Here is a 26,465-nt window from a genome sequence, read left to right as displayed (position 1 = left end):
TTTAAAGCGCTTCATCGTCAGCTGCTTTCTTTAAAAAAGCTTTTTCTTCATCTGTTAAAAAATGATAGCCTTTTTGGTTGATTTTATCTAAAATTTCATCTACCCTTTGTTGAGTTACAGAGGTGGTTTTTGTAAATGGTTTTCTATCACCGGTTTTATAAAAAAATGCATCTTTAGGGTTAGTGTTGCTACCTGGCTTCGGTTCAAATAAGGTAATAAATTTAAAATAGGCTTTATTCATCCACACACTACCATCTTTACCCCTGCGCAAAAACACTACAAATAAAAAGCCTGCTAATGCTCCACCTAAATGAGCCAAACTGTACGCTGCACTGGTACTGGCTACGCCTGCAAAATCAATTAAAATATAGGCCGTCATTAATACCCAAATTGGTATACCATTGCGTATTTGCGTAAAAAACCGAAAGTTGGGATCAATGGCTGTTGTAGCCATAGCAACAGCCATTACACCGGCATTGGCACCCATTATACCATTAACCCCTTTGTACATAGCGATTGGAGGTATAAAATAATGTGCTGCAATAAAAAATATAGCGCCTGTAAAACCACCATAAATGTATACGGGTATAATTTTATCGTTACCGGCCATTTGTTGCAAAATGTAACCAAAGCCCCATAGCCAAATCATATTGGTAATGCCTCTTATAATACCTGCACCCGACTCGGTAAATACATAGGTGAACAACGTCCATGGCCTTTCAGATAATTTGGTTAAACTGCTCGGCAATTCAAACCATTGAACCACTGTTGTATAAAAAAAATCAGGTGTTTTTTCGCCAACATAAAACCCTACTTGCAACACCATTAAAATTAAAAAGAACACTACATTAAGGGCAAATAAAGCAGTTAATGCATTGCCATCGGCACCTAAGGTAAACCTACTTTTTCGCCTTTGCTTAAACTCATTTCTATGAAAACGATCCGATTCTCCCATGGCTATTTTTTTACAAAATTACAAAGTAAATACCAGTGAAACTTTAGTAGTGTTGTGTACAGCTGAACATCTTTAATAAAAAGTTCGTCTGTTGGTTTTGTTTTGAATATATACAATTAAAAAACCGGTGAGTGCGCCACCAACGTGGGCAAAGTGGGCTACATTATCACCTACTTTAGGTGCAATACCACTAAACACATCAATAGCAATAATACCTAAAATAGCCCATTTGGCCTTTATAGGAAAAGGGAAGGGTATAATCATCATTTCAGTATTGGCAAACAAGTAACCAAAAGCTGCCAATACACCCATAATAGCACCAGATGCACCCACCGTAACACTATTATGTAATAAGGTTTGGTATTGTATTAGTTCATCGTATGAAAGTGGCATAGCATCTATATGCCTAAATGTATATGCATAAGAAGCCAATTGCACCACGGCAGCACCTATGCCACAAGCCATGTAAAAAACTAAAAATCGTTTTGGACCAAAAACCCTTTCAATATTTGCCCCAAACATATACAAGCCAAACATGTTGAACAAAATATGCATAAAACTACCATGCATAAACATATGGGTAATTACTTGGTACAGCCTAAAATCATCTGACTTATAATGGTGTAACGCAAACAAATTATTGAAAGTACTTTCATTATTAAGTCCACCAAACATTATTTGAGCTAAAAAAACCACCACATTGGCAATAATTAAATTGGTAACAGCTGGCGTTGATTTTTGAAACCTATTTCCGTATTGATTGTATGACATACTCTTGTATTAAACGACTGCAAAATTACCTTTAAGGCTTTATAAATAATTCACAAACTTACTCAGCTGTTGGCGTTGCTTTTAACACCAACCTAGCTACACATTCTATATGGTGTGTATGCGGAAACATATCAACCGCTTGCACTTTTTCAACTGCATATTTTTCGCTGAGTAACAATATATCACGAGCCATGGTAGCGGTATTGCAACTCACATATACGATTACTGGTGCCGCAATTTCTAATAGTTTATTTACCAATTTTTCGTGCATACCAGCCCTTGGTGGGTCGGTAATAACAACATCTGGCCTGCCATGCGTTTCAAAAAAGGCATCGTCGCAAATTTTGATAACATCACCTGCAAAAAAATGAGCATGGGTAATATTGTTAAGGGCAGCATTTTTCTTAGCATCTTCAATGGCATCTTCAATAAGCTCCACCCCTACAATTTTTTTAGCACCGGGGCTCACATAAATACCTATACTACCTGTACCACAGTATAAATCGTACACTACTTCGTTACCCGTAAGTTGTGCAAATGCTTGGGTGATGCTGTATAAGGTATTGGCCTGCGCTGTGTTGGTTTGAAAAAATGATTTAGGACTGATGATGAACTCAAAATTGCCCAGCTTTTCAATGGCATATCCTTTACCAAAATAAGTTATGGGCGTAAGGTCGTAAATACTATCGTTCCATTTAGGGTTGATGGTGTATAGCAATGTTGTAATTTCTGGAACAGCTGCTAACAGCGCATCTAACACCATTTTGGTATTCGCCTCATCTTCATAATTAATACAAAGATTTACCATTAATTCACCCGTGGTACATTTTCTGATGATGAGGTTACGCAACCAACCCGTATGTTCTTTAATATCATAAAAAGGCAGTTCGTGTTGCAATGCAATCTGTCGCATAGTATTGCGAATACGATTGTTCACATCATCCATTAAAAAACACTCAAAAATATTGATGGTTTTATCGAAAATACGTGGCACATGAAAGCCCAATGAATTTTGAAGTGGTTGTACGCCCTCATCATTTATTTCATCGGCCGTTAGGTACCTTTTGTTGCTGAAGGTAAACTCCAACTTGTTGCGATAATGCTCGGTATCGGTTGCGCCAGCAATCGGCAATATGGTAGCATCGGTTACTTTACCAATACGTAGTAAATTTTGGGTGGCTTCTTGTTGTTTGAAGGCCAGTTGTTTTTCGTAGGGCAACATTTGCCATTTACAGCCGCCGCATACACCAAAGTGTTGGCAAAAAGGCGTTACCCTATCAGGTGAAGGTTGTATAATTTGGGTGATTCTTGCTTCTGCAAAATCTTTTTTGTTTTTGGTAAGCACCAAATCAACCACATCGCCAGGTACGGCACCTTCGGTAAAAATTACTTTACCTTCATAACGGGCCAATGCTTTGCCTTGTGCTGCATAATCTGTAATGGTGATGTTGTGGAGTGTAACTCTAGGTTTTTTTCTTTTCACCGTGCAAAAATAGGGCTTAAATAAACGAATTGTTGATACGAGTGTAAATGATGTTACTGATTAATGAGATAATATCAATGATGTATAAATTTAGGTAATCGATTAAGCAATAATATGTTTAAAAACTAAATACAATATATTTACAAAAGGTATTTCAAACCACTTATTATAAAATTTAACCTTATGAAAAAAACAATCCTACCATTCTTAACAATACTCCTATTGTGCAGCGTTCAATCTTTTGCACAAACCAATGTACTTTCACCAAAAGAAGCAGCCTTTTGCTTTACATGAAAAGCTGATAGCATAGCCATTGATGGGGTAAAAAGTATACCTCCAAACGGACAAGCAGATAATACCATCACTTTTAAAAATGACTATACCCTCATTTCGGTAACCGAAGGAGTTGAAGAAGAACCTGCAACTTGGCGCTATGATGAACAAAAAAACGAAATTATTGTTGGTAACGCTGAATTGGGAGAGTTGTTTAGATTAGCCATTATTGAAATAAGTGACAATAAAATGGTGATTCAATTAAAATCTGCACAAATGCAAGGTAAAACCGTGGTGTACACTTCAAAAGTCACCACAAAATAAGTTTGTTAAAAAAATCCTTTTGTAAACTCGGTTGTTATTTCAAACGCCTTTGAATAGCTATTTTAAATACTTTTGTTATAGATGTTGTAGCGTGCTATTATAAATAAGCATAACCTAATTTTTGATCTTATTTAAATTGCATGGCTTAATTTAAACACCTTTTTAGATACATGAGAAAAGTATTTTACATTTTTTTATTGCTTTTTATCAGCAATGCTATTGCAGCGCAGGGTTATAAAATAACAGTTACCAGTCAACACAAATCGGGTATTGCTTATTTGGTGTATTACATGGGCAGCAAGCTCAACATACAAGATTCTGTAGCCGTACCCAATTCAGGTACATTTGTATTTAAAGGTGCTACAAAAGTACAGCCCGGTATTTATGCTGTGGTGTTTCCGGGTAAGCGCATGCAAACCGATTTTTTGATTGACAATGCTCAGCTTATTACAATTAAAGTTGATACAGCCAATTTTGAAAAAACACAAATTACAGGTTCGCCAGCCAATGTTTTATTTCAGCAATACCAAAACTTTGTAGCACAAAAGGGCAAACTGTTACAAGCAGAAAGAAATGCTTACAACCAAGCAACTACCAAGGCAGACTCTACCTTACATGAAAAAAAATATGCTCAGTACAACAATGAGCTGAATGATTATAGAGAAAATATCATCAAAACAAAACCAAAAGAAATGCTTTCGGTATTATTGTCTGCCTTAAAAGCATCGCCTCAGCTAGACAAAATACCTGTTACCAAGCAAGATTCTATCGATAACTATTATTACTACAAATCTCACTATTGGGATGGTATCAGTTTTACTGATGACCGTATTATTAGAACACCCTTCTTTTTACCAAAGTTAGAAAGCTATTACAGAGAAGTAATGCCGCAACAAAACGACAGTATTATAAAAGATATTGATTACAAATTATTGTTAGCCCGTACTAACAAAGAAATGTATAAGTTTTTACTCAATTGGTTTACAGATGAGTACATTAACCCCAAATACATGGGGCAAGATGCTATTTTTGTACACTTGTTTGATAAATACCACAGTAAGGGCATTAGCAATTGGCTCAACGAAAAGCAGCAAGAAACTATTACAAGAAGGGCGTTTATGTTAATGTCTAACCTAGTGGGTGAAAAAGCAGCCAACCTCGATTTTGTTGATACGGCCGGTAAACCTACACCTTTATACGGAATAGATGCACCATATACTTTACTCGTTTTTTGGGATCCAACTTGTGGGCATTGCAAAGAAGAAATTCCAAAAATTGATTCGTTTTACAGGGCCAATTGGCAAAAAAAAGGGTTGAAAATTTATGCCGTTTTAAGTGAAACAGATAATTTAAAAACCACTTGGGTTAATTACATTAACGAACACCGCATTGGTGATTGGATCAACGTCTACCAAACCAAAGCCGCTAAAGAGTTAGATGAAAAAGAGCAAAGAGCTACTTACAAACAATTGTATGATGTAATTGTAACACCTACTTATTATTTACTTGATAAAGACAAGCGAATTATAGCTAAAAAATTAAGTAGGGAGCAAATCAACGATTTTTTAGAATTTAAAACAAACCAAAAGCCATAAAGCACCTCTTACGTTTTACAATGAAAAAAATTACGCTTATTGTAGCACTTTTTTGCAGCTATTGCTACCATGCCACTGCTCAAGTTTTATTTAGTTTCGGTAAAAACCAAATTACTAAAGATGAATTTTTAAGGGCCTATAACAAAAACAAACCAAGCACTACTGATAAAGCCGCTTCAATAAAAGAATACCTTACGCTTTTTACCAACTTTAAATTAAAAGTAAACGAAGCAGCTGCATTACGTTTAGATACGTTGCCGCAAATACAATACGATTTACAAAATTTTAAAGAACAAATTTTACCTAATTATTTAAATGATGAAAAGGGACTTCAGCAAGTGGTAACCGAAGCAGCCACCCGAAGTTTAACAGATGTACATATAATTTATTTTTCTATCTCCTTCACAAAAGATAATATTACTGATACCGTAAAGGCGTTTAATGCCGCCAAAGAAATTTATACTGCTTTAAAAAATGGCGATAAAAATTACGAAGCTCTTGCCAATAATATTTCAGCAAAATATACAACAACTTCTTTTGTAGATGCTGGCTTTGTTACAGCCTTTACTTTACCCTACGCTATAGAAAATATTGTTTATAACACACCCGTTGGTGGCACTGCGGCACCATACAACAATAAGAAGGGGTTACTTGTATTGAAAGTAATTGATCAGCGCCAAAACGTTGGCAAATGGCGAACTGCTCAAATTTTATTCGCTTTCCCCCCAAATGCCACTACCGAAATAAAAGCTGCCATTCACCAAAAAGCTGATAGTATATATGCACTTATAAAAAAGGGATTATCGTTTGATGAAGCAGCTAAAAATTTCAGTGACGATCGCATTACTTATTTAACAGGCGGCGAAATGCAAGAATTTTCAACAGGTAGGTATAACCCTGTTTTTGAGAAAAATGTATTTGCCTTACAAAACAATAATGATATTACACAACCTTTTGAAACCATTTATGGCTACCACATAGTAAAACGCTTGAGCAAAAAAGATAACCCCAGCAACCCAAATGATGTTGCTTACCAATTTGAAATTAAACAACAGGTTTTACAAGATGAACGGGTAACAGCAGCAAAAAATATTTTCAATAAAACAATTACTACACTTACTGGTTTTAAAAAATTAAATGTGGTGAGTGATGTTGATTTGTATAGGTATGCCGATACATTAATGACCAACCCGAGTTTTGAAAACACCAATGCGTTGCCAATTAGCAAAAAAAATATCATCAGTTTTAAAGATGGTACTCAAATAAAAGGCGCCGCTTGGTTACAATTTGTAAGAGATTATAAATCAAATGCTGAAAAAATCAATGACCCTATCAAAAATATTTGGGACAATTTTGCCACTCAAACGGTTGTAAATTATTATCAAAATAATTTAGAAAAATACAACGCTGATTATAAATACCAATTGCAAGAGTTTAAAGAAGGCAATATGCTTTTTGAGGTAATGGAGCGTAATGTTTGGTCAAAAGCAGGTAGCGATAGTATTAAACTGCAGCAATACTATAACGAACACAAAACTGCTTATGTATGGCAGCCAAGTGCTGATATCATTATATTTAATTGTGCTAATGAACAAAAAGCTACTGAAGCATTACAAGCTTTAAAAAATGGCAAAAGTTGGCTCACTATTACAGCTGAAAGCAACAACCAAATACAGGCAGATAGTGGCCGCTATGAATTAGCACAAATACCAGGTATTGAAAACATGGGTAACCCCACAACTAATGCATTTTCAAATATTGTTAAAAATGCGGATGGCACTTATGTGTTTGCACATTTTATTCGTTTATACGAAGGTAATCAACCACGAAGCTTTAGTGAAGCTAGGGGTTTAGTTATAAACGATTATCAAACTGTGCTTGAAACAGAATGGGTAAACACATTGCGAAAAAAATACCCCGTAACTATTAACCAACAGGTATTAAATTCCATACTACAATAGTATTTACGCATTTATTTATACAAGCCTGCCTTATTTTGGCAGGCTTTTTGAATTTTAGGCTAGCACAAGATTAAAGTGCAAAGAAGCACATTCCTAAAAATCAAAAAAAATAGTATGAAAAAAATTGCAATCGGTTTAGTAGTATTAACAGCAATGGTAACAAAAGCAAACGCTCAAAAAATATATGCATTAGGCGGTGCAAACTTTGCAAATATTACTACTAGTAACAGCGGACAAACAGAAGACAATAACACCTTAGTAACTTTTAACGCAGGTTTGTTAGGTACATTCGGTATTTCAAAAGTAGTTGACCTTGAAACTGGTTTGTTACTAACTGGTAGAGGTGCAAAAGCTGAAACCTACTATAATAATGGTAATGATTATGTAAAAGCAAAATTTAACCCATTATATGTTGAATTACCAGTAAACTTAGTGGTAAAGTTTCCTATCGATAAAGATAACAACATCTTCGTAAATGCTGGTCCTTACGTAGCTGTAGGTGTAGGTGGTAAATCTAAATTAGACACTAAGTTTGGTCCGTTAACTAGTTCATCATCTGAAAACATTAAATTCAGCAACGATGATCCATTTACTTCACAACAAGAAGATGCCGCTTACAACAAATTAAAAAGATTTGATTACGGTATTAACTTAGGTGGTGGTATCGCTTTAAAAGGTTTTACTATTAGAGCAAATTACGGCCTTGGTTTAGCAAAAATTAATTCAACAGCAGGCAACAATAATGCTGATGAAAAAAACAAATACCGTACAGCATCTATTTCTGTAGGTATTCCTTTAAACTAATTTCATTTGGTAAACAACAAAAAAAGGGCATCAAATTGATGCCCTTTTTTTACTTTATAATAATTGCTTCACTACATTAGCAATTAAATTTGGTTTGCCTAAAGTATAATAATGCAAGGCTTCTACACCAGCATTTTTTAAATCTCTCGATTGGTGTAATAACCACTCTGCACCTACTTTTTCAACATCTTCATCATTTTTACATTTAATAATTTCTGATGATAAATCTGTAGGTAAATCAATATGAAATACTTTTGGTAAAATGGTTAATTGCTTTTTATTGTATACTGGCTTTAAGCCAGGTATAATAGGCACATTAATACCGATAGCCCTACAAGCATCCACAAAAGCAAAGAACTTGGCATTATCAAAAAACATTTGCGTTACAATATAATCAGCACCTGCATCAACTTTTTGTTTTAAAAATTGCAAATCGGTGTCCATATTAGGGGCTTCAAAATGCTTTTCAGGATAACCTGCCACACCAATGCAAAACTTAGTGCTGGTGGTGTTTTTTAAATCTTCTTCTAAGTAAAGCCCTGAGTTGAGGTTTTGCACCTGCTTTAATAAGTCAATGGCGTATTGATGACCACCTGGTTCTGGCTCAAAGTTGGTTTCGTTTTTAGCGGCATCACCACGTAACACTAACACATTATCAATACCTAAGTAATGTAAATTAATTAACGCATCTTCCGTTTCATTCACATCAAAACCGCCACAAATTAAGTGTGGTACAGTATCTACATTGTATTTGTTCATAATGGCTGCACAAATTGACTCTGTGCCTGGGCGTTTACGAACCACTACTTTTTTGAAATTACCATCACCCATTTTTTTAAAAACATGCTCACTACGGTGGTAGGTAACATTTATAAATGATGGTTTATACTCCATTAAGGGATCTAAATGGTTGTATAACGACTGTATACCTTTACCTTTTAATGGCGGTAAAATTTCGAAAGAAATTACAGTGTTTTGGGCGTTTTTTAAATGTTCAGTTACTTTCATATCGCTCTTTCTATTGCATTAATTTAAAATGCGCCCTACAAATTTACAGAAGCACCGCTACAATAGCAAAACAAAGCCAATTGTTAATTAAAAACTGCTGTATTGCTGAGCAATTCAATTAACTTATTTTTGCCTAAAAATAATAGATAACCTTTGAGCTTAATTATTCAAACAAAAAACTTGGTAAAAATTTATGGCAGCAGAACTGTCGTAAACGATGTTTCATTTAATGTAAAACAAGGAGAAATTGTAGGGTTATTAGGTCCAAATGGTGCAGGTAAAACCACTTCGTTTTACCAAGTAGTAGGGTTGGTAAAGCCAGATAAAGGAGCTGTTTTTTTAAACGATATTGATATTACAAGTTTACCCATGTACAAGCGTGCCCAAATGGGTATTGGTTACCTGCCACAAGAGGCCAGTGTTTTTAGAAAATTAACGGTAGAGGAAAATATTATAGCGGTATTGGAAATGACCAAGCTCGACAAAGCTGCTCAAAAAGCTAAGTTAGAAAGTTTGCTAGATGAGTTTCGTTTGCAACACGTACGCAAAAATAATGGTGATACATTGAGTGGTGGCGAACGCCGACGTACCGAAATTGCACGTGCCCTTGCCGTTGACCCCAAGTTTATTTTGTTAGATGAACCTTTTGCTGGTGTTGACCCCATTGCGGTGGAAGATATTCAAGAAATTATTGCCAAACTCAAATATAAAAACATAGGCATACTCATTACCGATCATAATGTAAACGAAACCCTTTCCATTTGCGATAGGGCTTACTTATTAATTGATGGTAAAATATTTAAACACGGCACTGCTGAAGAATTGGCTAGCGATGAGCAAGTAAGGCGTTTGTACCTCGGCCGCAATTTCGAATTAAAGCGTAAAGATTATCTCCACGAAAACGCAAGGAGCTAGCACAACCAACCTTTCTTCAACCGTTAAAAAAATCTTAATTAAAATTTATTTTTGATAAACGGTAACAAATACAACAACATGTACGTATAGTTTCGTGTACGGTTCACAAAATGAACACCCCTTAACAACTGTTGTATGAAATTTTTTATTTGCTTCGCCATTTTTTGCACTTTTTGTATTGCTCAAACCAGCAATGCACAATCAATTACGAAAAAAAATATAACTGTTGTAAAAACAAATAGCGTTATTAAATTAAATGGGGAGCTTGATGACGCTGCATGGAAAACAGCTGCTACTGCAAACAATTTTACCATATTTGAACCCAACCCTTTTACACCCGAAGCCGCAGGCAACGAAACAGAAGTATACTTTTTATACAGTAATGATGGTATTTACATTGGTGGTTATTTACACGAAAAATCAAAAGATAGTATTGCGGCCGAACTAACCGGTAGAGATGGTTTTGGTAACAACGATTTTATAGGCATTGTGCTAGATACGTATAAAGATAAACTCAATGGATTTGAGTATTTTTTAACGCCACTTAATGAGCAATGGGATGCAAAAGTATCGCCCAACACCAATGGCAATAGTGAAGATTTTGCTTGGAATGCCATTTGGCAAAGTGCTACAAAAATACACAGCGATGGCTGGAGCTTTGAAATGTTTATACCTTATTCAGCTATTCGTTTTGGTAAAAAAACGGTGCAAGATTGGGGTTTAAATATTGTACGCCAACGCAAACGATTTGGACAAAAATCAACCTGGCAAGCCATTGACCCAAATGTAAATGGGTTTTTAACGCAAGAGGGTTTTATTAATGGTTTCGAAAATATTAAACCGCCACTACGTTTACAATTATCGCCCTATTTTTCAACATACTACAATCATGATGGCACTGCCGAAGTCGGCACAAAAAAATCAACCACCACTTTAAATGGCGGTATGGATGTGAAGTATGGTATTAACCAAGCATTTACATTAGATGTTACATTGATTCCTGATTTTGGCCAAGTACAAACTGATAACCGTACACTCAACCTTACTCCTTTTGAACAACGTTTTGCTGAAAACAGGGCATTTTTTACAGAAGGTACAGAACTGTTTAGCAAGGGTAATTTATTTTACAGTAGGCGTATTGGTGGGCAGCCATTGCATTATAACGATGCATACAACCAAACCACTGGTGCCGAAACTGTTGTTGAAAACCCTACGCAAAGCAAACTTATTAACGCCACTAAAATTAGTGGCCGTACCCAAAAAGGTTTAGGCGTAGCCATGCTCAATGCCATAACCAAACCACAATATGCCACTATTCAAGAGAGCGGAAAAGAAAGTAGAACATTTCAAACCAACCCACTTACCAATTATAATGTATTTGTGTTAGACCAAACCCTTAAACACAACAGCAGCGTATCATTCGTTAATACCAACGTTTTTCGTAGTGGTAGCGATTATGATGCGAATGTGAGTGCAGCATTATTTGATTTTAATGATAAAACCAATACGTGGAATGTAGGCGGACAAGTAAGCATCAGCAACACTACTACAAAAGCTAAACCCGTAACAGGTTATGCTCATTTATTGTACTTTGGTAAAACCAGCGGTCGTTTTAATTTCAACTTTTTTCAAGAGCTCACCAATGGTAAATACGATAAAAGCGACTTGGGTTACTTAACCAATAATAACAATATTGAAAATGGCTTTAACGCTAGTTATAATTGGAACAAAGCCAAAAACTGGTACAACAATATTCGTATAGGTATTAACGGTAGTGTTAGCACATTGGTAACACCTATTGATATTTATAAACGAAAAGAATACATGTACCAAGGTGCTTACCTTAACCTCAATGTAAATGTGCGTACAAAAAAACTTCGTTTCTTTTACTTAAATGTAAACAATGGCTTTAAAGGCAACGATTTTTATGAACCACGTAGTTTTGGTAGGGTATTTAAAAATGGCAATAGGTTAAGCTTTTACAGCTATTACGAAAGTAACGATGCTAAAAAGTTTTCGTGGAGCGCCAACCTAGGCTCAAGGTTTTTGGGTTTATTTAATAGAAAAACCATTGGCTATGGTATTGGCGGTAAAATTAGGTTTAGTAATAAGTTTTCTATTCAGCAATACGTAGAAGTTGAAAATATTAAAAATGATGCTGGTTGGGCCAATACCACTTATACCAACAACCCTGCAACAGATGTTGTAATTTTTGCAAGACGAAGCCTTAACACCGTTGAAAATACATTGGATGCAAAATATAATTTCAACAACAAAATGGGTATTACGTTAAGGGCTCGTCATTCATTTTCAAAAGTAGCACCACAACAGTTTTATGAGTTAGATTTAGATGGTAATTTAAAAACACCTACCACTCCTTTTACTAAAAACGTAAATCAGAATTATAATTTTTTAAGTGTTGATATGATTTACAATTGGCAGTTTACCCAAGGTAGCTTTATTACAATTGGCTGGAAAAATATTGGCCAAAGCTTTAGCAGAAGTTTTGAAAAATCATATCTTAAAAACTTGGGCAATATTGTATCTGGCGAACAATTTACTGGCCTTTCATTACGCTTTATTTACTTTTTAGATTATGCCACGTTGCGTTCAAAAATGAAGCATAGCTAAAAAAGTTACCTAATGGTTGCAGTTAATGAGCAAGTGTAAGCCTGCCCACAATTGTTTCAATAATTGCAGTTGCATGCACTCGTGAGTTTTCAATAAACAAACTATGCGTATCCATACCGCCACAAATAACACCTGCTAAAAACAAATTAGGTACATTGGTTTCATGGGTGTTTTCATTGTAAGTAGGTTTTTTAATAGCATCATTAGAGAGGGTTACACCTGCATCTTCTAAAAATTGTAAGTTAGGCTGGTAGCCTGTTAGCGCCAAAACAAAATCATTGGGTATGGTTTCAATACCATCAGGCGTTTGTAATATAACCTCAGTTGGTAAAATTTCTTTTACAGTGGTATTATAATAAACCTTTATAGCACCTTCTGCAATTCGGTTCATAACATCAGGGCGTACCCAATATTTCACTCTTTCGCCTACTTCGCTACCTCTTATAACCAAGGTTACTTTTGCTCCTTTACGGTAGGTTTCCAAAGCTGCATCAATAGCAGAGTTTTGAGCGCCTACTACCAACACCTGCTGCATAGCATAAAAATGAGGATCTTTATAATAATGCACCACTTTTGGTAACGCTTCACCCGGCACATTTAATAAAAAAGGAAGGTCGTAAAAGCCTGTAGCAATAATTACAAATTGGGCATTGTATTGTTGCTTGGTTGTAGTGATTTCAAAAACATGTTGCTTGTTTTCAATTTTTGTAACAGGCTCAAATAGTTGAATATTGAGCTGGTGAGCTATAGCGGTTCTTCTGTAATACTCTAATGCTTCTGCTCTGGTGGGTTTGTTATTATTACTTACAAAAGGGATGTTGCCAATTTCTAATTTTTCTGAGGTTGAAAAAAACGTCATATTGGTTGGGTAACCATAAATTGAATTTACCAAGCAACCTTTTTCTACAACCACATATTTTAAGCCTTTTTGCTGTGCTGCAATGGCACAAGCCAACCCAATAGGGCCACCACCTACTATTACTACATCGTACTGTAACATGTTGTACATATTTACAACAAAGGTACTATTTGCAAACAGGCATTTGTGTTAACGATTTACTTTTCTATAAAATTAATAGACTATAATTTAAATACATTTACACCAATGGCATAGCCATACAATTTGCCAGCTGCGTTTCTATAAATTCTTATTTTATTACAAGCCCTGCCAAGGTTTGTTTTTTGCCAAGTAATACCACCATCCAATGTTTCAAAACCACTCACAATGGTACCTACATACCCATGTTGCTCATCTATAAAACCAATACCAAACTCACGGGCCTTTGCATCATTTACCAAATTCATTTCTTGCCAAGTATTACCACCATCGGTTGTTTTTACAATACGTTGTTGCGATATAGTAGTATCAGGGTTGTATGATTGTATGGTAGCATACCCCACTTTAGCTGATGGAAAATGTACTTTCCAAGTGGTTTCATATGGCCTTGTTGATTGGTATACTTTTTTCCAAGTTGCGCCACCATCTGTTGTTTTTAGTAGCAAAGCGTTGCTTTTGGTAATATCTTCATCTGTAGCGGCGCAAGCTATCCCTTCATTTTTATTGAACATTTTTATATCGAACAACATTTTACAATCGTTGTTCATGCTTTTGGTGGTCCATGTTTTACCTGCATCATGCGACACCATCATATTTGCAGGACTACCCACCCTGCCTACACCATAAATGTGTATTTTATAATCGAGTACACCGTGGTTAATGTAGCTTTCCTTCACAACATCTAAGGCACACAACCCTTTTACGTACGGACCATTATATGCAACGGGTTGCCATGTTTTACCGCCATCGGTAGTGCCGTACAACGGTATCGTATCCATTACATTCGGAAAATAATCAGTACCCACCGTACCTGCAAAACCAATGTTTTTATCAATAAAAGCAATACACCTAAAAAAGGTCGCTTTCATTTCCAACTGCTTGTTCCATGTAGTACCACCGTCGGTTGTATTAAAAATTCTACCATAGCCATTTACGTACCAGCCGGTATTTTCATCAACAAAACAAATATCATCTTGCTTACCTTGATAAGCCACTGTATTTAATTGTTGCCATACCATTGATTGCGCTTTTAAACAAAATGAAGCAACTAAAAAACAACTGAGCATTAAACAATACTTTACCATAATACGATGATTATTTTATTGCCGTAAAGATATTATGGGTATTAGGTTAAAATGTACCGTTCATATAAATTAATATGTTTATATACTGCAAACAATGCTTTGCCTGCATACATTGAAAGCGTTAATTTCGCCGAATGAGCTCAAATTTTGAAACAAATATTGCACAACTTTCAATACACAAAGTAGGTAACCAGGCACTTGATGAAGCCCTTATTTTATCGCAAAACCCCACACCTATTATTGATGATACGTTGGCAACTTTATTACGCCAATATTTTTTAGGGCCGTTTGAAAAAAGCAACGAAGTGTATCGCTTAAGTCATACTACAGGTAATTTACAATTAAACGAAGTATATCATTTTGCGGAGCAAATTTTTGCTGATGCTACACAGTTTCATACCCATAGCATGCAACTTGCAAAGTTGTTGTACAAAGTAGGGAGCCACCCAAAAATTAAAAGTGGCGAAATGTATTGTTGTTATTTTGATGCCCTACCCATTGAGGGTGAAATGGTGGCTGCTATTGGTATTTTTAAATCAGAAAGTAAAGAGCCTTACCTCACTATACACCATAACGATACGGCATACCAAATGGCTTACGAAGAACAGGCCATCAATATAAAAAAATTAGATAAGGGCTGTATCATTTTTAATACAGAGGCTGAAGAAGGTTATAAAGTAACGGTTATTGACCAAACCAACCAAACAGAAGCATCGTATTGGATTGACGCTTTTTTACAACTCCGTATTAGAAACGATGCTTATAATCAAACCAATACCGTACTTTCTATTTATAAAGATTTTGTAAAGAATGAAATGGATCAATTGTTTGATATGAGCAAAACAGATAAAATTGATTTACTCAATCGCTCCATCAAATACTTTAAAGAAAACGATGATTTTAATATAGATACTTTTAGTCACGAAGTAATTAATAACGAAGCCGGCATTGCATCTTTTAAAAATTACAAAAGCAATTACGAACAAACAATGGAGTCGCCTATACCGGATAGTTTTGCCATACATATTGCTGCTGTAAAAAAACAAGCAAGGGTGTATAAAAGTGTATTGAAGTTGGATAAAAATTTTCATATATACATACACGGCAACAACGATTTAATTGAAAAGGGGTACGATGAAGCCCTGCAAATGAACTATTACAAAGTATATTTTAGAGAAGAAGTATAATGGCATGTTAACATGCTTTTATTACTTACACACAACCCAACTTATTCATAATTTTGTGCCTTATAATTATTTAGTATGTACACAGCAGCGATAGAAAAATTACCCCGTCATTATTTACCAATTGATTTTACAGTAACCGATTGGGCCAGTTTAGAACCATTTTTTATTGAATTAAAAGATAGGGTTATTGAAAACAAAGCAGCCCTCGAAAAGTGGCTGCTTGATATGAGTGAGTTAGAAGCCGCTGTAAATGAAGATGCATGTTGGCGACAAATAAAAATGACCTGCGACAACGAAAATAAAGCACTAGAAAATGCTTTTAACTTCTTTTGCATGGAAATACAGCCACAAATTCAACCCTACAGCGATGCCCTCAATAAAAAATTATTAGCCTCTCCTTTTGTGAATGAATTAGATGCTGCTACCTACCATACTTATTTACGCAGCACCCAAAAAAGTATTGATTTATTTAGAGAAGAAAATATACCGCTGCAAGCAGAAGTTGCCGTATTACAACAACAGTATGGACAAATTGCCGGAGCCATGCTCATAACGGTAAACGGGCAAGAGTACACCCTACAACAAGCTGGTAAATTTTTAGAAAGTACCGACCGTACTTTAAGAGAAGAAGTGTATAAAAAAATTCAAGAACGCCGCTTACAAGATAAAGAAGCCCTTAATAATTTATACGACACCTTAATAAGCCTTCGCCACAAAGAAGCTACCAATGCAGGTTTTGAAAATTATAGGGATTATCGTTTTAAAGAATTGGGTCGTTTTGATTATGATAAAAATGATTGTTACCAATTTCATACGGCTGTAAAACAATATGTATTACCGTTGGTGAATAACATTTACCAAGCTAAAAAAGAACAATTAGGGGTTGATGTGTTACGCCCTTGGGATTTAGATGCTGAACCTGCCGGAGTACAACCATTGCGACCATTTACCACCGGCGACGAATTGCTGAACAAAAGCATTGATTGCTTTACCAAACTACGGCCGTTTTTTGGAGAGTGCTTACAGCGTATGAAGCAAATGAATCATTTAGATTTAGAGAGTAGAAAAGGTAAATCACCAGGTGGTTATAATTGTCCGTTAGCAGAAAGTGGTGCTCCGTTTATATTTATGAATGCTGCTGGCCAAATGCATGATGTTACTACTATGGTACACGAAGGTGGCCATGCTATTCATTCTTTTTTAGCACACCCATTGCCACTCACTGGCTTTAAAGAATACCCTATGGAAATTGCTGAAGTAGCTAGCATGGCTATGGAGTTATTTAGTATGGACCACTGGGATAGTTTTTTTGATAACCCCAACGATTTAGCAAGGGCAAAAGCACATCAATTAGAAAGGGTAATTACCATCTTCCCTTGGATCGCTATTATTGATAAATTTCAACATTGGGTATATGAAAACCCAACCCATACTGCAAATGAGCGTACAGCTATTTGGGTAAGCATTATTAACGAGTTTAAAGATGATGTAATTGATTACAGTGGCTTAGAAAACTACCGTAGCAATGCATGGCAACGCCAATTACATTTGTACGAAGTACCATTTTATTATATTGAATATGGTATTGCACAATTAGGTGCAATTGGTATGTGGATGCAATATAAAAACAACCCTGAGCAAGCGTTGGATAATTACTGCAAAGCCCTAAGTTTAGGTGGTACCAAAACCTTGCCTGAGCTGTATAAAGCCGCAGGTTTGGAGTTTGATTTTAGTCCGGCTAAAATAAAAGTGTTGATGGATTTTGTGCAACAACAAATGCAAGTATTATCACTGTAAAGTATCTCTTGCTTGTTGCTTTTGTAAAATTTCATTTAAGTACGGCGCTGTTATTTTTTCAATAGCAGCGTCGTCTATTTTTAAGGCATCGCTATTTTGTACCAACGCTAACCAAGGCCTAGCTTGGCCAAACGGGTATTCACCAAAAACAATTACTGGTGTACCATATGCTACAATAGCATTATCAACTACCTTCCATTGATCAGCCCAATAATAAAAATATTGTGCATCGGCAGCTTTCAAACGCATACAACTATGTGAGGCAGGGTAACCAGGTAACGCATATTCATGAAAACCTACGCCTAATTTATTGGCGATATTAAAATTCCATTTAAGTTCCCACTCATCGTTTACCGTACTAATGGTTTTTTTTGCTTTCCAATTGGTAAAAAATAAACCCGTAGGTGTTTTGCTACTTTTTTTACCCATATTGGTTGGTCCTGTTAAAACCAACTTTCCGTTTTCATAAGCTGCAAAAGCTTGTGCCGGGTACGAAAAATAGATGATCTTTTTTACATCGGCCAAAGTAGCTACTGTTGTAGGGAAAGGAAAATAAGCCGTTCGAGGTTGTGTTAAATCGGTAGGCATAATTAACGTATCGTAATTGCGTAGGCTACGTACATCCATACGGTTTACCAATGCTAGCATAGCAATGCTGCTGGTATCTAACTTTTTTAAAGTAGCCTTAATACTATCTTTATTTGTAAGCAGTGTATAAGTTATGCTTACAGGTTTTGCAATTGCACTATCGTTTGGCTTAATTGCTGGTGCAGTTGGTTGCGTTGGTTGTGGCTGAGTGGTAGGTTGTTTACAGGCAACAAGGCTTATAATTCCTACAAAAAATACCGTTCTTAAAAAATACATGTGATTAGTAATGTAAATAGTATGCCAATTTGCAATAATTATTTGATTTGATTAATAAAATTAATTTGTTTTATATTTGATTACCATAAACACTGCAAGGATGTCAATGATTTTCCCCGATTTTTTTGAAACGAATCAATTTTTTATTGATGAAAAAGTTGGCTTCTTCAAATTTACCAATGCCTACAAAGTGTACGATGAAACTGGCGGCGAAATTGGTTTAATTCAACAACGATTATCTGCTGGTCAAAAAGCACTACGCCTACTTTTAAATAAGAAATTATTACCCTTTCATTTAGAAATTACTGATTTAAGTGGCGATGTGTTGGTAACTATTAAAAGAGGGTGGACGTTTTGGATGTCGAAAATTAGCCTTTTTGATGGACAAGATCAACCACTGGGCTACATCAAACAAAAATTTAAGTTTTTAAAACCCTCTTTCACAATTAGCAATGCCAACAATGAAGTAATTGCAACGATTGCAGGCGATTGGAAGGGGTGGAATTTTTCAATAAATGATAACAGTAATAACGAAATAGGTACCATCAATAAAAAATGGAATGGTATTTTAAAAGAGGCATTTACAACGGCTGATAAATATGTGGTATCAATAGTACCGCAATATGCAGAAGATAGTAATAAAATGGCCATAGTAGCTGCCGCTGTTACAATTGATATGGTTTTAAAAGAAAGTCAATAATAAACGCACTATAAACTCTGGAGTTAAAGTTAAATCACTCGATTTAATGATTTTCTCATGCTTGAACAATGTCCCGTCCTGATTCTTCAGGAGGGGATTTTTTTTATGCACACCAATAAAACTAAAAATATTATCATTTATTTACTAAATTAATTAGTTTAAATAAAATTTATTTTATAGTTTTGTTTTACAATATATTTATACGCAAAACAAGATACATCACTTAAAAAAACAAGAAAATGAGCGCTACAGAAAAATCAGAAAAGTTTAAAGCCTTAAAACTGACCATGGATAAAATCGATAAAGATTTTGGAAAGGGGTCGGTAATGATGATGAACGAAAAGGGGGTAACAGAACAAGAGGTTATTTCAACAGGATCTATTGGTCTTGATGTGGCTTTAGGCATTGGCGGTTTACCAAAAGGTAGGGTAGTTGAAATTTACGGTCCTGAATCATCAGGTAAAACAACCTTAGCCATACATGTAATTGCTGAAGCGCAAAAAAAGGGTGGCATGTGTGCATTTATTGATGCTGAGCATGCTTTTGACAGTAATTATGCACAAAAATTAGGGGTTGATATTGATAATTTGTTGATTTCGCAACCTGATTATGGTGAGCAAGCTTTAGAAATTGCCGATCGTTTAATATTATCAGGTGCATTAGATGTAGTGGTAATTGACTCGGTTGCCGCATTGGTACCTAAAGGCGAATTAGAAGGCGAAATGGGCGATAGTAAAATGGGTTTACAAGCTCGTTTAATGAGCCAAGCTTTGCGTAAACTAACAGCTACCATTAATAAAACCAATACGGTTTGTATTTTCATTAACCAATTGAGAGAAAAAATTGGCGTAATGTTCGGCAACCCCGAAACTACAACGGGTGGTAATGCATTAAAATTTTATGCATCGGTACGTTTAGATATTCGCAGAACTGCCCAAATAAAAGATGGTGATGAAATTACAGGTAACCATGTAAAAGTAAAAGTGGTGAAAAATAAAGTAGCACCACCTTTCCGCCTTGCTGAATTTGATATTGTTTACGGAGAAGGTATTTCAAAATCAGGTGAAATTATAGATATGGGTGTGGAATTAGGTATTATTCAAAAAAGTGGAAGTTGGTTTAGTTACAATGGCGATAAATTAGGCCAAGGTAGAGAATCAGTAAAACAATTAATGATTGATAACCCTGCTATGGCAGATGAAATTGAAGGTAAAATAAGAGAAAAAATTAAAGAAGGTAAAACTGCTGCTGAATAAGCGCCTACCAAAAAAATACGGTTAGTAAGTATAAAAGCCGCCTTTGTTGAAGGGCGGCTTTGTTTATGTAGATGGGTAGTATGCAATTACTGCACACTCAATGCTCGTTCACTATCAATATACATGGTGGCTGTACCACCTAAGTCAATCACTTTACCTTTAGCACAAATAATTTTACCTTTTAACACATCGGTTGGGTTATAACTAAAATTGGGGATGTTATCTTTTTTAATAAAAATGGTAAATACTTGGTTCGGAAACTGCTTATCTAAATTAATTAAAATATTACCTGCCTTACTCAACCGAGCACCTACCACAGTTCCACACACATAAATTTCATTATTAGATTTTGTATACTGTTGCGCTACAGTGGTATTAAAATGATTTTTAGCCATTTGCTCTTGTGGCAAAGGTGCAACATCGGCACTATTACTGGTAGGCAACCAATCAGTTGCATTGCTGTTCGCCTCAAATATAGCTTGTTGTGCTAAGGGTAGTTTATTAAAAAAATCGAGGCCCGTTAATGCTTCTACACTATCAATACTAACGGCATAATATTGAAGGGGTTGGGTAATAGTAGCGTTGGGCATTACAAAACCTATGGCTTTTTGCTGCCCAGCATCTAACACCACTTTAAAATACAACTGCGGTATAGCTACCTTGTTTTTACTTTTTGTGATGACAGGTAAGCCCTCTTTTAAAACCGGCCCAGTAACTACGTACAATTGTGTGGTAGCATTTTTATACAAATAACCTCTAATAGCATCTTCTAAATCGCCCCAACCACCACGGTTAAAATCAGGCAATTGTGGACTCATATTGCTGTAATAGTATGACTCAGACAATGCTTTTTGCGACCACCTAAAATCAGCCGAAGGTGCCAAGTGGCCTCTATCGTAGCCATAACCATCATACAAAAAACTACCATCAGGCTTGAGGGTTTTGGTAAAATAATCTGCCTCTTCAGCACTACCGCCTTTCACCAAACTATCTACCCTAAAATCATTGGTTCTAAATACCACACCGTTAATAACATCTGGCGTAATAATATGTGCCACCCAACGAGCTTGTTTAAATGTGGGGGCATAATCTAAATAATAAGCACTGTGTTTAACCAATTGTTCGTTGGGAGCAACTGCCGGTAAACCAATGGCTACTAAATCATTGCAAATTTTTTCGAGCTTTAAATTTTCGAGTTGTGTGTTGGCTTTTTTACGCTCTTGCTCAATTTTATTGAGTTGTTCAACTGCTTCTTTTATTTTTATTTCAATAGGTTGCGCTTGCATGTTTTGCAAACAACACAATAATAAAAAACAAATAATTGACACTCTCATAAATAATTATTTTATGACGAGTAGGGATATAAAAAATACGTTTTATTAAAGACGGTTTATAAAAGTTATAGCAATATACAGCATCAATGTTACAAACATGTTACGCCTGTGTAAAACATTTGTAGCGTTGAAAGTGCCAAAATTTTTATGTGAACATATTTTTTTATAAATTGAGGTACATTTAGCTGTTGCGGTACAGTAGGCATCAGTATTTTAATGGTTTAAATAAACAATGAATGAAATATGTATTTTTAATAGCAACCGTAGGTATTACGTTTTTACTGGCGGCTTGTAAAAAAGATAGTGGTCTTTCGCCGGCCGTTGGTGGCGATTTGCCCACTAATTATATAATTGTGAGTCCTGCTGGTTTTGACCCTATTAACATCGCTGCTGTAAGGGGTTCAACATTTACATTTGTGAACAGAACAGGCAACACCATTGGTATTTACTCATTAGATAGTTTGGCCATAAATAAACAAGGTATTGCCAACAATACATCATATATCTACAAAAAAGATACCTTGGGAACCATTATTTACCGCATGGCTGGTTTTCCATCTATCACAGGTTCTATTACCATAACACCCTAATTTTTAAATTCATTTATACATAGGGCAATGCCAGCGCATTGCCCATTTTTATTACATTATGCTGCAACAAATTGCTCCTTATTTTGGGTACTTAGCTTCTTTATTTTTAATTATAGCGCTGTTGGTTAAAACAGATGTACAGTTTAGGGTATACAATATTTTAGGAACCATTGCCTTTATTACTTACGGGATTATTTTCAGTGCATGGCCTGTGTTACTCACCAATGGTATTTTGTTCTTCATCAACTTATATTATCTTATTAAGCTATACCAACATCGTGAAAACTTTGATTTAATACCTTTTGAAAGCAACGATTTATTAACACAAAAATTTATTGCTTTTTATAAAGATGATATTGCTACTTACTTTCCTGAATTTACCGAACAGCAGCTACAGGGTAATATAAATTTAGTAGTATTAAGAGATTTGGTAGTGGCCAATATTTTCAGTGCCCAATTGCATGAAAATGGCGATGCCACTGTTGTATTAAATTATACCATTAAAAAATACCGTGATTTTAAAGTAGGCAAATTTATTTTTGAAAAACGCAAGCAATTGCTGTTACAACAAGGTGTTAAACGAGTTGTATACCACCAAGTGCATAACAAAAGCCACGAAACTTTCTTAAAAGTTACCGGCTTTACCCAACAAGGTAATGGTTATGTAAAAGTGCTATAAATTTCATGTTGAAATTGGTACAAAAAGCCGTTTACAAAATTGCAATAATTACCTTTGTTGCATGGCTACATATTTAGATGGTTTAAACGAACGACAAAGAGAAGCGGTGCTCCATAAAGATGGTCCGCTTATGATTATTGCAGGCGCTGGTAGTGGTAAAACAAAGGTACTCACCACTCGTATTACCCATTTAATGGCCCACCACCATATTGATGCATTCAATATTTTAGCCCTCACATTTACCAACAAGGCTGCTGCCGAAATGAAGGAAAGGGTTGAAAAAATATTAGGCAACTCCGAAGCCCGTAATTTATACATAGGTACATTTCACAGTGTGTTTGCTAGAATTTTACGCAGCGAAGCACCCAAATTAGGCTTCCCTAGCAACTTCACCATTTACGATACAGACGATGCAAAAAGTGTAGTAAAAACGGTAATTAATGAATTACATTTAGATGACAAGCATTACAAACCCAACCAAGTATACAACCGCATATCATCCGCCAAAAATGCACTCGTAGGCCCTGCCGAATATATGAACGATTATGGCTTACAGCAAGAAGATGCCCGTACCAACAGACCCATGATTGGCCAAATATATGATGCCTACAGTAAGCGTTGTTTTAAAAACGGCGCAATGGATTTTGATGACTTACTGTTTAAAATGTACATACTCCTCAAAAACTTTCCTGAAAGCTTACACAAATTTCAGCACAAGTTTAAATATATAATGATAGATGAGTATCAAGATACCAACACTGCCCAATACGAAATTGTAAAACTATTGGGAGCTATGCATGAAAATGTATGTGTGGTGGGTGATGATGCTCAAAGTATTTATAGCTTTAGGGGTGCCACCATTGAAAACATTTTGCAGTTTGAAAATGATTATGATGATGTAAAAGTGGTGAAGCTTGAGCAGAACTACCGCAGTACTAAAAACATATTAAAAGTTGCCAACGAAATTATTGGCAACAACAAAGGTCAAATTGAAAAGAAATTATTTACGGATAATAGTGAGGGTGATAAAATTAAGTTAGTCCGTACCATGACGGACAACGACGAAGGCAAAATGGTGGCCGATGCTATACAAGAAAACAAATTACGCAACCACTATTTTAATCAAGATTTTGCCATACTCTACCGCACCAATGCACAGAGTAGAAGTTTTGAAGAAGCCCTACGCCGCATGGGTATTGCTTACCGTATTTATGGTGGCACTAGTTTTTACCAACGCAAAGAGGTGAAAGATTTGCTGAGCTACTTACGTGTAGTGGTAAACCCTCGTGATGAAGAAGCCCTCAAACGTATAATTAACTACCCAGCAAGGGGTATTGGCAAAACCACCATTGATAAAGCTATTTTATTTGCCAATGAGCAAAACCTCAGCATGTGGGATGTGTTGTGCAATGCCGCCATGTATGGTTTTAGAAGTGGCACTTTAGAAGTGATTGATGATTTTGTTACCATGGTAAAAATGTTTCAAAGCGAACTCGATAAAAAAAACGCTTACGATATTGCGAACATGGTGGGTAAAAATACCAACTTGGTAAAAGAGTTGTTTAACGATAAAACAACCGAAGGGTTGGCCCGTTACGAAAACGTACAAGAGTTGTTGAACTCCATTAAAGAGTTTACCGAAACACCTTCTAACGAAGAAGATGGCGAAGTAGGCGATAAAAGCTTGGGTGCCTATTTACAACAAATTGTATTGTTAACCGATGCCGACCAAGGCGATCAAGAAAATACCGATGTAGTAAAACTCATGACCATACATGCCGCTAAAGGGTTGGAGTTTCCAGTGGTGTTTGTAGGTGGGTTAGAAGAAACCCTATTTCCCAACGCCATGAGCATTAATACGAGGGAAGAGTTAGAAGAAGAACGCCGGTTATTTTATGTAGCCATTACCCGAGCCAAAACAAAATTGTACCTCAGCTACAGCAATGCCCGTTACCGTTTTGGGCAATTACAACAAAACGACCCAAGCCGATTTATTGAGGAAATACCTGAGCAACATTTAGATAAAAGTTATGCAGGTGCATCTGCCCGTAACAATGCTACATCGCCAGGTTTACGTGGCAATGCCTTTGAGCGTATGAGCAAGGGTTTCCCAAGCAGCAACCAAGCAGCTCAGTACAGCAGACCAGGTGCTAACCCTGAGCCCACTAAACCAGCGTATGCCATACCTGCAAGGCCGCAATTAAAAGAACATACGCCTTCTGAAAATTTTGAAGCCAGCGACACTAGTAATTTACAAGCAGGCCAAAAAGTAGAGCATCAAAAATTTGGTTTTGGCGTAGTAGCTAAAATGGAAGGCGCTGCTCATAACCCTATTGCCACTATTAATTTTGAAAATAATGGGGAGAAAAAAATTATGCTCAATTATGCCAAATTGCGAATAATTGCAGAATAACATATTGATTTTGAAGTAGTTTTAAAATAAATAAATTAAAATACACTGCTATAAAAATGCTTTAAATATCGGCTTTCGAAAATTTTTAGTGCTGTATTTGCCAAGCAATTGAAGTATTTTTGTAGTTGAAATACGCAACAACAGTTGCACAAACATACAAACATGATAAAAACAGGTAACCCCGTAATAAGCATTTATACTGAAATGACTCCCAACCCGGAGACCATGAAGTTTGTGGCCAATAAATTATTATACCCTGGTAAAAGCATTGATTTTCCTGATGAAGCCAGTGCCAAACCCTCTTTATTAGCACAAGAGTTATTTACATTTCCTTTTATAAAATCGGTTTTTATAGCTAGCAATTTTGTAACGCTTACTAAAACGACTGATACGGAAGATTGGCAAGACATCATCCCTACCATTAAGCAATTTTTAAAAGAATATTTAGAAGAAGGCAAGCCAGTAGTAAATGAAGATGAAATTGCGGTAACAAAACCACAAAGCACCAACGAAGTAAGTGCCGATGATGATGATGTGGTAAAACGCATTAAAGAGTTGTTGGAAAATTATGTAAAGCCAGCCGTTGAAATGGATGGTGGTGCTATACAGTTTAAAAGCTACGAAAACGGCAAGGTAAATTTAATGATGCAAGGCAGTTGCAGTGGATGCCCTAGCAGCATGATCACTTTAAAAGCAGGTATTGAAGGTATGATGAAACGTATGATACCCGAAGTAAAAGAAGTAGTTGCGGAAGCCGAATAATTACAATGTATTTGAATAAAA

At 35.8% G+C, this 26,465-nt stretch carries 22 protein-coding genes; 13 read left to right on the top strand and 9 right to left on the bottom strand.

All coding sequences use genetic code 11. The features are described 5' to 3' along the window. Window position 1: 1 nt before the first annotated feature. From ACFOWM_RS09550 to ACFOWM_RS09535, 4 genes are all read right to left on the bottom strand, one after another. Window positions 2-955, bottom strand: coding sequence for a rhomboid family intramembrane serine protease (locus tag ACFOWM_RS09550; protein ID WP_379709257.1), 954 nt, complete (start codon window positions 953-955; stop codon window positions 2-4). A 72-nt stretch (window positions 956-1,027) separates the two neighbouring features. Next, window positions 1,028-1,726: a rhomboid family intramembrane serine protease gene (locus tag ACFOWM_RS09545; RefSeq protein ID WP_379709255.1), complete on the bottom strand. Its 699-nt coding sequence runs from the start codon at window positions 1,724-1,726 to the stop codon at window positions 1,028-1,030. A gap of 58 nt (window positions 1,727-1,784) precedes the next feature. After that, window positions 1,785-3,209: a 23S rRNA (uracil(1939)-C(5))-methyltransferase RlmD gene (gene rlmD / locus ACFOWM_RS09540; RefSeq protein WP_379709253.1), complete on the bottom strand. Its 1,425-nt coding sequence runs from the start codon at window positions 3,207-3,209 to the stop codon at window positions 1,785-1,787. A 233-nt stretch (window positions 3,210-3,442) separates the two neighbouring features. Next, entirely contained in the window at window positions 3,443-3,574 is a 132-nt protein-coding gene (locus ACFOWM_RS09535; RefSeq protein ID WP_379709251.1) for a hypothetical protein, read from the bottom strand. Between the two features lie 402 nt (window positions 3,575-3,976). Between ACFOWM_RS09535 and ACFOWM_RS09530 the strand changes: the two genes are divergently transcribed. The 3 genes from ACFOWM_RS09530 (at window position 3,977) to ACFOWM_RS09520 (ending at window position 8,166) form a co-directional block, all read left to right on the top strand. Continuing rightward, complete coding sequence (locus tag ACFOWM_RS09530) at window positions 3,977-5,401, top strand: DUF4369 domain-containing protein (RefSeq protein ID WP_379709249.1); 1,425 nt, start codon at window positions 3,977-3,979, stop codon at window positions 5,399-5,401. Window positions 5,402-5,421: 20 nt separating this feature from the next. After that, on the top strand, window positions 5,422-7,362 hold the full coding sequence (locus tag ACFOWM_RS09525; protein WP_379709247.1) for a peptidylprolyl isomerase: 1,941 nt from the start codon (window positions 5,422-5,424) through the stop codon (window positions 7,360-7,362). Window positions 7,363-7,476: 114 nt separating this feature from the next. After that, the gene (locus ACFOWM_RS09520) at window positions 7,477-8,166 is read left to right on the top strand and encodes a porin family protein (RefSeq protein ID WP_379709245.1); all 690 of its coding nucleotides are present in this window, start codon (window positions 7,477-7,479) and stop codon (window positions 8,164-8,166) included. Between the two features lie 54 nt (window positions 8,167-8,220). Here ACFOWM_RS09520 and metF read toward each other — a convergent pair whose 3' ends face one another. After that, on the bottom strand, window positions 8,221-9,174 hold the full coding sequence (gene metF / locus ACFOWM_RS09515) for a methylenetetrahydrofolate reductase [NAD(P)H] (RefSeq protein WP_379709243.1): 954 nt from the start codon (window positions 9,172-9,174) through the stop codon (window positions 8,221-8,223). Window positions 9,175-9,327: 153 nt separating this feature from the next. Between metF and lptB the strand changes: the two genes are divergently transcribed. Together lptB and ACFOWM_RS09505 are read left to right on the top strand one after the other, a co-directional pair. Further along, window positions 9,328-10,089, top strand: coding sequence for an LPS export ABC transporter ATP-binding protein (lptB, locus tag ACFOWM_RS09510; protein ID WP_379709241.1), 762 nt, complete (start codon window positions 9,328-9,330; stop codon window positions 10,087-10,089). Between the two features lie 135 nt (window positions 10,090-10,224). Continuing rightward, window positions 10,225-12,720: a DUF5916 domain-containing protein gene (locus ACFOWM_RS09505; RefSeq protein ID WP_379709239.1), complete on the top strand. Its 2,496-nt coding sequence runs from the start codon at window positions 10,225-10,227 to the stop codon at window positions 12,718-12,720. 22 nt (window positions 12,721-12,742) lie between these two features. On the opposite strand, the gene ACFOWM_RS09500 is transcribed toward ACFOWM_RS09505, so the two are convergent. Next, window positions 12,743-13,720: a YpdA family putative bacillithiol disulfide reductase gene (locus ACFOWM_RS09500; protein ID WP_379709237.1), complete on the bottom strand. Its 978-nt coding sequence runs from the start codon at window positions 13,718-13,720 to the stop codon at window positions 12,743-12,745. Between the two features lie 80 nt (window positions 13,721-13,800). After that, window positions 13,801-14,862 carry a WD40/YVTN/BNR-like repeat-containing protein gene (locus tag ACFOWM_RS09495; protein ID WP_379709235.1) on the bottom strand — a complete coding sequence of 354 codons (1,062 nt, stop codon included), beginning with the start codon at window positions 14,860-14,862 and terminating at the stop codon, window positions 13,801-13,803. A gap of 134 nt (window positions 14,863-14,996) precedes the next feature. Here ACFOWM_RS09495 and ACFOWM_RS09490 point away from each other — a divergent pair, with 134 nt between their 5' ends. After that, window positions 14,997-16,049: a nucleoid-associated protein gene (locus tag ACFOWM_RS09490; protein ID WP_379709233.1), complete on the top strand. Its 1,053-nt coding sequence runs from the start codon at window positions 14,997-14,999 to the stop codon at window positions 16,047-16,049. A 75-nt stretch (window positions 16,050-16,124) separates the two neighbouring features. Then, window positions 16,125-17,846, top strand: coding sequence for a M3 family oligoendopeptidase (locus ACFOWM_RS09485; RefSeq protein WP_379709231.1), 1,722 nt, complete (start codon window positions 16,125-16,127; stop codon window positions 17,844-17,846). Here the strand turns inward: ACFOWM_RS09485 and ACFOWM_RS09480 are convergent. Then, complete coding sequence (locus ACFOWM_RS09480; protein ID WP_379709229.1) at window positions 17,838-18,710, bottom strand: L,D-transpeptidase; 873 nt, start codon at window positions 18,708-18,710, stop codon at window positions 17,838-17,840. The genes ACFOWM_RS09485 and ACFOWM_RS09480 overlap by 9 nt on opposite strands. Window positions 18,711-18,810: 100 nt before the next feature. Here ACFOWM_RS09480 and ACFOWM_RS09475 point away from each other — a divergent pair, with 100 nt between their 5' ends. Beyond that, entirely contained in the window at window positions 18,811-19,410 is a 600-nt protein-coding gene (locus tag ACFOWM_RS09475; protein WP_379709227.1) for an LURP-one-related/scramblase family protein, read from the top strand. A gap of 239 nt (window positions 19,411-19,649) precedes the next feature. Continuing rightward, the gene (gene recA / locus ACFOWM_RS09470) at window positions 19,650-20,666 is read left to right on the top strand and encodes a recombinase RecA (protein WP_379709225.1); all 1,017 of its coding nucleotides are present in this window, start codon (window positions 19,650-19,652) and stop codon (window positions 20,664-20,666) included. Between the two features lie 86 nt (window positions 20,667-20,752). Here recA and ACFOWM_RS09465 read toward each other — a convergent pair whose 3' ends face one another. Next, window positions 20,753-21,952 (bottom strand): DNA/RNA non-specific endonuclease, encoded by a 1,200-nt coding sequence (locus ACFOWM_RS09465; RefSeq protein WP_379709223.1) that lies wholly within the window; start codon window positions 21,950-21,952, stop codon window positions 20,753-20,755. A gap of 284 nt (window positions 21,953-22,236) precedes the next feature. Here ACFOWM_RS09465 and ACFOWM_RS09460 point away from each other — a divergent pair, with 284 nt between their 5' ends. The 4 genes from ACFOWM_RS09460 (at window position 22,237) to ACFOWM_RS09445 (ending at window position 26,444) form a co-directional block, all read left to right on the top strand. Beyond that, entirely contained in the window at window positions 22,237-22,590 is a 354-nt protein-coding gene (locus ACFOWM_RS09460) for a hypothetical protein (RefSeq protein ID WP_379709221.1), read from the top strand. 58 nt (window positions 22,591-22,648) lie between these two features. Next, window positions 22,649-23,269, top strand: coding sequence for a YgjV family protein (locus ACFOWM_RS09455; RefSeq protein ID WP_379709219.1), 621 nt, complete (start codon window positions 22,649-22,651; stop codon window positions 23,267-23,269). Between the two features lie 61 nt (window positions 23,270-23,330). After that, window positions 23,331-25,682 carry an ATP-dependent helicase gene (locus ACFOWM_RS09450; RefSeq protein WP_379709217.1) on the top strand — a complete coding sequence of 784 codons (2,352 nt, stop codon included), beginning with the start codon at window positions 23,331-23,333 and terminating at the stop codon, window positions 25,680-25,682. A gap of 162 nt (window positions 25,683-25,844) precedes the next feature. Further along, window positions 25,845-26,444, top strand: a complete 600-nt coding sequence (locus ACFOWM_RS09445; RefSeq protein ID WP_379709215.1) for a NifU family protein — start codon at window positions 25,845-25,847, stop codon at window positions 26,442-26,444. Window positions 26,445-26,465 lie beyond the last annotated feature (21 nt).

This window comes from Ferruginibacter yonginensis (genome assembly GCF_042651465.1).
Classification (GTDB): Bacteria; Bacteroidota; Bacteroidia; order Chitinophagales; family Chitinophagaceae; genus Ferruginibacter; species Ferruginibacter yonginensis.
This window is presented reverse-complemented; position numbering and strand designations above follow the sequence as displayed.